Annotated in this window: 8 protein-coding genes and 1 pseudogene; 5 read left to right on the forward strand and 4 right to left on the reverse strand. The window is 34.7% G+C overall.

The annotated features are described in order from the left end of the window. The 4 genes and pseudogenes from CXF67_RS18440 to CXF67_RS18595 all read left to right on the forward strand — a co-directional run. Nucleotides 1-220, forward strand: a pseudogene (locus tag CXF67_RS18440) (hypothetical protein); the annotation flags it as partial. A 388-nt stretch (nt 221-608) separates the two neighbouring features. Further along, on the forward strand, nt 609-974 hold the full coding sequence (locus tag CXF67_RS02715) for an ArsR/SmtB family transcription factor (protein ID WP_102087346.1): 366 nt from the start codon (nt 609-611) through the stop codon (nt 972-974). A 5-nt stretch (nt 975-979) separates the two neighbouring features. Beyond that, a complete protein-coding gene (gene merTP, locus CXF67_RS02720; RefSeq protein ID WP_102087347.1) occupies nt 980-1,579 on the forward strand; it encodes a mercuric transport protein MerTP in 600 nt (199 codons plus the stop codon). After that, complete coding sequence (locus CXF67_RS18595; protein ID WP_102087348.1) at nt 1,580-1,786, forward strand: GDCCVxC domain-containing (seleno)protein; 207 nt, start codon at nt 1,580-1,582, stop codon at nt 1,784-1,786. A gap of 648 nt (nt 1,787-2,434) precedes the next feature. Here the strand turns inward: CXF67_RS18595 and CXF67_RS02730 are convergent. The 3 genes from CXF67_RS02730 to CXF67_RS02740 all read right to left on the reverse strand — a co-directional run bounded on the left by CXF67_RS02730 (nt 2,435) and on the right by CXF67_RS02740 (nt 6,763). Then, nucleotides 2,435-3,730 carry a phenylacetate--CoA ligase family protein gene (locus tag CXF67_RS02730; RefSeq protein WP_102087349.1) on the reverse strand — a complete coding sequence of 432 codons (1,296 nt, stop codon included), beginning with the start codon at nt 3,728-3,730 and terminating at the stop codon, nt 2,435-2,437. Between the two features lie 65 nt (nt 3,731-3,795). Then, nucleotides 3,796-5,304 (reverse strand): GMC family oxidoreductase, encoded by a 1,509-nt coding sequence (locus CXF67_RS02735; RefSeq protein ID WP_102087350.1) that lies wholly within the window; start codon nt 5,302-5,304, stop codon nt 3,796-3,798. 34 nt (nt 5,305-5,338) lie between these two features. Then, on the reverse strand, nt 5,339-6,763 hold the full coding sequence (locus tag CXF67_RS02740) for an aldehyde dehydrogenase family protein (RefSeq protein WP_102087351.1): 1,425 nt from the start codon (nt 6,761-6,763) through the stop codon (nt 5,339-5,341). 168 nt (nt 6,764-6,931) lie between these two features. Here CXF67_RS02740 and CXF67_RS02745 point away from each other — a divergent pair, with 168 nt between their 5' ends. Then, nucleotides 6,932-7,816 carry a helix-turn-helix domain-containing protein gene (locus tag CXF67_RS02745; RefSeq protein WP_102087352.1) on the forward strand — a complete coding sequence of 295 codons (885 nt, stop codon included), beginning with the start codon at nt 6,932-6,934 and terminating at the stop codon, nt 7,814-7,816. Between the two features lie 379 nt (nt 7,817-8,195). Here the strand turns inward: CXF67_RS02745 and CXF67_RS02750 are convergent, their stop codons facing one another. Beyond that, the gene (locus CXF67_RS02750) at nt 8,196-8,747 is read right to left on the reverse strand and encodes a hypothetical protein (RefSeq protein ID WP_102087353.1); all 552 of its coding nucleotides are present in this window, start codon (nt 8,745-8,747) and stop codon (nt 8,196-8,198) included. Nucleotides 8,748-8,903: the final 156 nt, after the last annotated feature.

Consider the following 8,903-nt stretch of genomic DNA (forward strand, 5'->3'; position numbering starts at 1 on the left):
AGAAATCAATAATGATTTTGCACCAAATTTTAAGTTCAATGAAAACGGGAACATTACTGGAATTGATTTGCCAATTAAAATCTCAGATGATAGAAAGAAAATTTTACTGCTGTATTTATGGAAAATTCAAACGAATAGAATTTTCATATTAAATTATTATTCTGACATTGAAAGAAAAATAATAGCAATTCAAAAACACATTAAGTCAGAAAAACGATAGCCATCAAAGAATTGAAGTAAAAAACAATACTTTTCTTAATTAATTTTTGACACTTTTTATTTAGGCCTTTGGATTTATAAACTGGATCTGTAAGTTTTTTTTTGCTTATCATTCAATTACTTAACCACAAGAACTGAAACTATGTTTTATCACAGGCCAGGCCTGATTTAGCCAGAACAAAGGTTTTTTTTTAATAGTTTATCTTCAGCTTGATGTCGCTGATTGTAAATTAGACAAAAAGCCTCAATGCAGTACTCTAGAGTAAAAGATTAAATTTAGATTTGTTATATCGACACTAAAAAAACCAAAAGAGTTAAAATTTCCCTTGTACTTTAAATTATTATATTTAAGTATTTGCTTAAATAAGAAATAAATGTAAATTAATTTTATGGAAAATAATTCATGCACAAGACAACTGGGAGATATCAAACAAATAAACCCTTGTAAAGACACAGTTTTGGAATTAAATGAATCGTTTGACTATTTAGCAAATGGACTTTCATTAGTTGGAAACAGTGTAAGGCTTAAAATACTTTATTTACTCTTTGAGGAAAAAAGACTTTGCGTTTGTGATTTAAGCGATATTCTCGGAATGAACATTTCTGCTATTTCTCAACATTTGAGGAAAATGAAAGACAGAAATTTATTAGAAACCGAGAGAGAAGGTCAAACTATTTTTTACTCATTGACCTTAGAATATTCAACATTACTAAATCCGTTTTTTAAGATACTCGACAAGGACAAAATTTTATAAACACTATGAAAAGTGAAAATAAATTAATAGGAGCAGGATTGCTGACAGCAATTACAGCTTCTTTATGTTGCATAACACCAATTTTAGCTCTTCTTGCAGGGTCAAGTGGAATCGCTTCAACATTCTCTTGGACTGAGCCATTTAGACCTTATTTAATGGGACTGACATTCTTGGTTCTTGGATTTGCTTGGTATCAAAAACTAAAACTCAAGAAAGAAATTGACTGTGAATGTAAACCAGACGAAAATCCAACCTTTATTCAATCTAAAAAGTTTCTAGGTATTGTGACAGTATTTTCAGTGGTTATGTTGGCTTTTCCATATTATTCGGGTGTTTTCTATCCAAAAACAGGCAAACAAATAATAATAGTTGACAAATTAGATATATCTACAACTGAATTTAAAATTAGTGGAATGACCTGTGCAAGCTGTGAAGAACATGTTAACCACGAAGTAAATAAACTAAGCGGAATTGTAAATTCAAAAGCGTCTTACGAAGATGGAAATGCAATTATCAAGTTCGACAAAACAAAAACGAATGAAAACGAGATTGAAAAAGCAATTAACTCTACAGGTTATACAGTAACTGCTAAAAAAGAAAATTAAATGAAAATCCAATTAAAATCAGAAATTACTTGTCCAACCTGCAGGCATAAAAAAGTAGAGGAGATGCCAAGAGAATATTGTCAATTTTTTTATGAGTGTGAGGGTTGTAAAAAAGTATTAAGACCAAGCGAGGGTGATTGTTGTGTCTATTGCAGTTTTGGTTCAGTAAAATGTCCTTCAATACAGCAGAATGAAAGCTGTTGTTAAAAGCCAATACTAAAAGTCATGTATATGTGCAACTCCCCTTTTTCTAATCGATGTGATAGTCCTCCAATAACTAGTCCTAAACTTATTTGTTAACTTTTAATGCCTGTAAAATAAAGTAATGTACCAACGCTAAAAAAGCCTGTATAAAACTCAGCAGCATAGAGGTTTCGTTTCGCAATGTTTGGCGTATTCTCATGTCTATTTAAGTAGGATGTAAGTATTTGTTCCCAAAACCCCCTTACAGCGGCATATAATCCTCCTCCCGTTAATGCTAAATATGGTGCTTGCCTTTTAGTTTTATTTGGTTTTTTTAAAGGCTTTTATGAAAATTAATAATCTAAAAATATTTAATTAATCACCCATATATGGTGTGATTATATTTTCATTAATAACCAAACTTAATCAAGGTAGAGCGATAGCAAAAGTTGAGACTTTTAGAATGAGTAGTTTTAAGAATAAATAGTTGTCAAAATCACCAAGTCAACGATGAAAAAAGCCAGGCACACCAGTTGTAAAAACTACGGCTTTATGAACAGCAATCTTTGACAATTCTGGCGATAGAAACACCCTACAACTTCCCAAAAGAAATAATTGAGATCTTCGAGTGTTATATCGAGGCTGGATAATTATACCTCCTGAGTAAATCTTTCAATAGACAGAGCTTCTTTTATCTAAAATTCTACTGAGTTTTCCACCCTGACTTCTTGGAATTGAAAGGTGTGGTTTTAACTCTATATCCATCGTAATACCAATGGTATTTTTCATTTTCATCCCTATGGCTTTTACAAAATCAAGATTGTCTTTTTCCACACCTGGAGCAGTCTCTACCTCAAGAGTAACACAATCCATAGCTCCTTTTTTATCCACTACCAATCTGTAATTTGGACTAAGTCCTTCGATCTGATAAATCACTTCTTCAACTTGAGTATGGAATAAATTCACTCCTCTTATGATAAGCATATCGTCAGATCTCCCTTTGACCGCAGACATCTTAATGTGAGTGCGTTTTGCATTTTTATCATAATTGATAGAGCAAATATCGTTTGTCCAATAGCGTAGTAAAGGAAAGGCTTCTTTGGTTAATGTGGTAATCACTAATACACCCTCTTCACCATAAGGAAGAGGGACTCCCGTATCTCTATCGACTACTTCGGGATAAAAATGATCTTCCCAGATGTAACAACCTGTTCCTCTTTCTTCCACATCCTCCTGAGAAACACCAGGACCTATAATTTCACTTAAACCATAAATATTAGTTGCTTTGACATCTAGCCCATCTTCAACCTGATTCCGAATGACCTCAGTCCAAGGTTCAGCTCCTAGAACAGCATATTTTAAAGCTAGCTCTTTTGGGTTAATCCCATTTTTAATAAGCTCATCCGATAGGGTTTGGGCATAAGAGGGGGTACAGCAGATCACTTCAGGTTTAAAATCTTGTAAAATTGTCAATTGTCTTTCGGTCATTCCTCCAGAAACAGGGATTACTGCCATACCTAATTTAGTTGCTCCTCCGTGAATTCCAAGTCCTCCCGTAAACAATCCATATCCATAAGCATTATGCAATTTCATCCCTTTCCTAGCTCCAGCACAATACAGCGAACGCGCAGTGACTTCATCGAAAATATCTAAATCGTTCTGAGTATAGCCTACTACAGTAGATTTACCAGTAGTGCCACTTGAAGCATGAATCCGACGTATCTGATCCATGGGTTTTGCGAACATCTTGAAGGGATAGTTATCTCTTAAGTCTGTTTTCTTAGTGAATGGTATTACATGTAAGTCATCAACTGATTCGATATCATTGGGATTCAGACCTATACTATCAAATTGATTTTTATAAAAAGGGACATCGCTATACAAACGTTTAACCAAAGAAGAAAGACGAGCATTTTGTAAATCTCGAAGTTTTTCTAAAGGCATATTTTCAATTTCTGAATTATACATTTTGAAATAATTATAAATTTAAAATTTGGTCATAAGTAATTGCTGAAAGATAGAGTTTATTAGACTTAACTGTTTTCAATAATCATATCTGCTGCTTTTTCTCCAATCATAATTGTGGGAGCGTTGGTGTTACCAGAAGTCACAGAAGGCATGATAGAGGCATCGGCAACTCTTAGCCCTAAAATACCGTGTACTTTTAATTCAGGATCAACCACAGACATGCTATCTATCCCCATTTTGCAAGTTCCTACCATATGGTGGTATGTTCCGCAAGAATTTCTTATATACTCTTCAATCTCTTTTTCAGAAGCATTTTTACCAGGAAAAACTTCTTCTTTAGTCCATTCTTTCATAGCGTCTGTGTATCCTAATTCCTGACAGAGTTTTACAGCTTCGTAAAGCGCATCATAATCTGCTTTTTCACCTAAATAATTTGGATCAAGATAAGGGGTGTCCTCTGGATTGTTTGAATTTAATTTAACCTCTCCACGGCTCACAGGTCTTATTAATCCAGCGCAAAGTGTGAACGCGTTTTCAGGTCCTTCAAATCCTGGACTGTAATAGGGTAAGCCCATAAAAAGCGGTTGTAAATCAGGGACTAACATATGTTCTCTACTCTTCCAGAAAAGTTGAGCTTCAAGTAAATTGGCTTGTGGAGGAGGGATTTGTTGCTTTGCTTCAAAGATGACACTCACCAATAAGTGATCATGCAAGTTTTGCCCTACACCTGGTAAATCTGCTATGCACTCTATATCATACTCTTTTAAATGATCTGGATTTCCAATCCCAGATAGCATCAATAGCTGAGGTGAACCGATAGTTCCAGCAGAAAGAATGACTTCTTTAGAGGCATTTGCTATACTTAGTTTTTCATCTTTTTTATATGTAACACCTGTGCATTTTTTTCCTTCAAAATTTAGCTTTTGAGCATTTGCATTTGTGATGATAGTTAGGTTTTCTCTATCTAGTATAGGGACTAAAAAGGCTTTAGCAGTAGAGCAACGCTCACCTTCAGGAGTTACCGTAATATGATTCATTCCAGCTCCCCAAATTTCTTTGCTGAAGTCATCTGTAGTTGGTAATCCCATTTCCTTGCAAGCTTCAATAGCTACATAGGAGATCGGATTTGGTTTTTTTATAGAGGTCACATGCAAAGGGCCTTGATCTCCGTGAAAATCATCAGCACCATCTTCAAATTTTTCTGACTTTTTGAAATAAGGGAGTACACTTTCATAATCCCAACCTTGGCAACCTTGATAGGCCCAATTATCATAGTCGGTATGATGGCCTCTAATATAAATCATGCCGTTTATACTGCTACTTCCTCCTAAGGTCTTACCTCTTGGCCAGTATCTTGGGGTATTGCCCGCATTTTTTTGAGGGACCGTCATATATGCCCAATCGCTTTCAGTTTGCCATGTAGCCGGCCACCCTGTTGGAGCATGAATATTTGGATCCTTATCCGGACTCCCAGATTCTAATAATAGAACTTTTGTTTTTGGATCTGCAGTGAGTCGATTTGCTATTACGCAACCTGCGGAACCAGCGCCAATAATGATGTAATCAAAATCCATTTTTATTTTTTTAAGAGTTAGATAACTACTATTTTTAAACTAGAACAGGCTTCTTTATGCTAATAACCTGAGGACGCGTAACCGCTTTTAGGCCTTCAATACCAAATTCGACCCCATAACCGGACTCTTTAATTCCACCGAATGGAACCATGGGATGTATAGCACCATGTTGATTTATCCATACAGTTCCTGCTTGAATTTTTGAAGCTACTTCGGCCGCTTGGTCTAAATCATCTCCCCAAACAGAACCTCCTAAGCCCGTTTTAGTATCATTAGCTTTTTGAATTGCTTCTTCAACTAGTTTATATTTAATTATTGGAAGTACTGGGCCAAACTGTTCTTCATCAACAATTCTGTGTCCGTTATCTACATTTCCTAAAAGTGTTATTGGATAAAAGTAGCCTGAACCACCCAGTGGACTTCCACCACAAAAAACTTTGGCACCCTTAGACTTAGCATCCTCAACTAGGTCATTTATTTTGTCAAATTGCATTTTATTTTGAATTGGACCCAAAACAATACCGTCTTCCATTCCATTGCCCATAGGCATCTGAGAAGCTAATTCACTAAGAACATCAACTACAGCATCATGATCATTTTCATGAACATACAATCGTTTTGCACAAGCACAGGTTTGCCCCATATTGATAAAAGCTCCCCAAAATAAATCTTCTGCTTTAGATTTTATATCAGTGCCTGGAAGTATAATAGCTGCGTCATTTCCACCACACTCTAGGGTTAATCTAGCCATATTATCTTTCGAGCTTTCTATAATTTTTCGGGCAGTGGAAACACTACCAGTAAACATAATCTTATCAACATCTTTATGTTCTACTAAACTTGCCCCTATGTCTCCGCCTCCAGATACCGTATTTAGAACTCCAGGAGGTAAAACAGTATTAATAAGTCTTACCATTTCTAAAGTTCCAATAGTCGTGTATTCAGATGGCTTTAAAACAACTGTATTACCGGTCCTAATAGCAGGAATGATTTGCCAGATAGCGATCATCAAAGGCCAGTTCCATGGCGCAATGGCTCCAATAACACCTATGGGTTTACGATGTAATTCATCTTTTCTTGTATCATCTTCAAAAATTACTTCTACAGGCAAGTCTAATGAAGCAGGGACTTGCGTCCAGCCAACACAAGCTTGCATTTCAAACATGGAGCCTGGTCCAGCCATGGGTTTGCCCTGTTCTTCTGTGATCCATTTGGCCAAATAGGCGGTATTCTCCGCTAGAATATCGGCTACCTTATTCATAGTGGATTTTCGTTCTTCATCAGATTTGGCTGCCCAAGACGGTTGTGCCGCTTTTGCAGCAGCAACCGCCTGAGAGACATGATTCTTATTAGACATGGAAGCTGAGCCAATTGAATCTCCTGTGGCGGGATTTTTTACATCAAAGGTTTTTTCTGTTGAGATGGATTTCCCATTTATAGTAAAAGCATAGGTTTTCATAGGTGTAAATTTTAGTCTTAATAATTACTAGCAATTTATTGAAGGATATCTGAAATTATTTACAGTATATTTCATTAATGCTTAATTTTATTACGCTCAAACTTAGAATATCATATTTTATGTCTATTTTAGAATTATTGATAATGAATTTGTGAAATATTTTAAATCATGCAAGACAAGTTTATTGAAAGAGGAACTCACTACCCACTTAAGCATGGGAGGCTATCTTTATTTGAAACTAATTGTTCATGTAAGGATATTCAATTTCACTTCAAACAGTATGTGATGACATTGATGCTTTCAGGACATAAAACAATTGAAAGTGAAAATTTGAAGTTTGAGTTTTTTCCTGGCACATTTTTTATTCCTGAAAAAGAAAAAATTAATCAAGTTTCAATTCCAAATGCCTCATTTACCAACCCAACCCAATGTCTTGTCTTAGAATTAAACCCTTCTTTTCTAAAGAGAGTCTATGAAGGTATATTGTATGCTGAAGGAACGGAAAAGTTACTTCAGAATCTGAGTAGGGTAGAAGCTAAACATCATTTTTTATCAAATGATCAATTATTGATAAATGCCTTTAAAAGGCTTTATGATATTCAACTTAATGATAACGCTGACTGTAAACCTTTGATTGATGAACTGATCATTAAAGAAATAATTTATCGATTATTCAGCACAGAAGGAATGGCTCTCCTAAAGCAAAACTTTAAAAAAAGTATTGAAGATGATTGTATTCGTAAGGTCATCAACTATATAAGTCTTAATATAAGTCAGAAAATAACCATCGAAGAATTGACAAAGTTAGCAGGTATTGGGCAGACTACTTTTTTTAAACTCTTTAAAAAGGCAACGGGGACCACTCCTGTTGAATACATCTTAAAAGAAAGAATTAGGCAAGCAAAAATCATGATTCAGAAAGGAAGATTTAGCCTAAAAGAGATCGCTTATAAAAGTGGTTTTAACTCCTACGAATATTTTTGTAGTAGCTTTAAAAAGATCGAAGGCTCAAACCCTTCTCAATTAAAGGGTAAAATAGAAGTTTCGGTTTAATAGTATTGTCATGTTATTTTAAGATTGATTTAAAACATTTTGAAACCCTCATGTTCACAGCGAATTTGGAGCGAATTCTTTTATTCTAGTTATCCCTTTTTAGGGAATCGAACCTAAATTACAATAGGGGTGACCTATAGGGCAACTAAACTTTGATATACTATGTGTCTTTTGAAGTTATCGAAAAATGAAAAAACCTTTAAAGACTGACTTTAAAGATTTTTTTGATTGTTTAAGTTTCTTTTGAAACCTGAATCTGCGGAGAAAGAGGCTCCGACACCCTTCGCTTTATGTCAATGTTTTCAAGGCTTTCCTTCTGCTATAATCCCATAGGGTAACGCATAGGGTAACTCAAAATGTTTTCGCTAATTTATAACTTTTATTTCAAAGCATCAACTGCAAGTATATAATCTCCAGTTATCGTGATGTTGTAATCAGAACCATCAGTGTAGGATACCTCATATCTGCCTTGAATTCCATATTCTGTTTCAGTTTGACTGTCATTTAGTACAAATATATTTTCAATAGTATTAGTGTTATTTTGAGAATCGTCTACAAACAAATCTTTATCTGTTTCATCGTAATACATTATTAATTCAAAATTATTCAAGCATTCTGAATCATTAACGCCCAAGCCATCCACTTCGGTGCTAACTTGAATAAAAGAGTCACTTGTTTCATCAAAGTCAGATTTCAAATCTTCATGTGCCATACCTAATGTGAATGAGAATTCTGAATTCTCTATGTAAACGATAGCCAATGTAGCATCCAAATTAGATGAAGTATCAGCACAGTTCTCATAACCAGAACCAAGTGCATAGGCCATAAATGTTTCCTCATAGGTTTCTCCATTTCTTGCTAATCTCATGTAATCTTCACCCTCTAAAGAATTAGAATCAGAATCATCTGAAGAGCTACAGGAAATGGACAAAAAAAGTGGGATGAATAAAAGTAAATTTAGTTTTTTTATAATGAATTATATTGATTAAAAAACGAACTTGAATTCAACACATAAATGCAACTTTTAGATTTGAAGTTTAAAAATAGATTTTGACTCCCATTTTTGGAACTTATAAGCTTATGAAGA

The organism is Psychroflexus sp. MES1-P1E (assembly GCF_002836055.1).
Taxonomy (GTDB): domain Bacteria; phylum Bacteroidota; class Bacteroidia; order Flavobacteriales; family Flavobacteriaceae; genus Psychroflexus.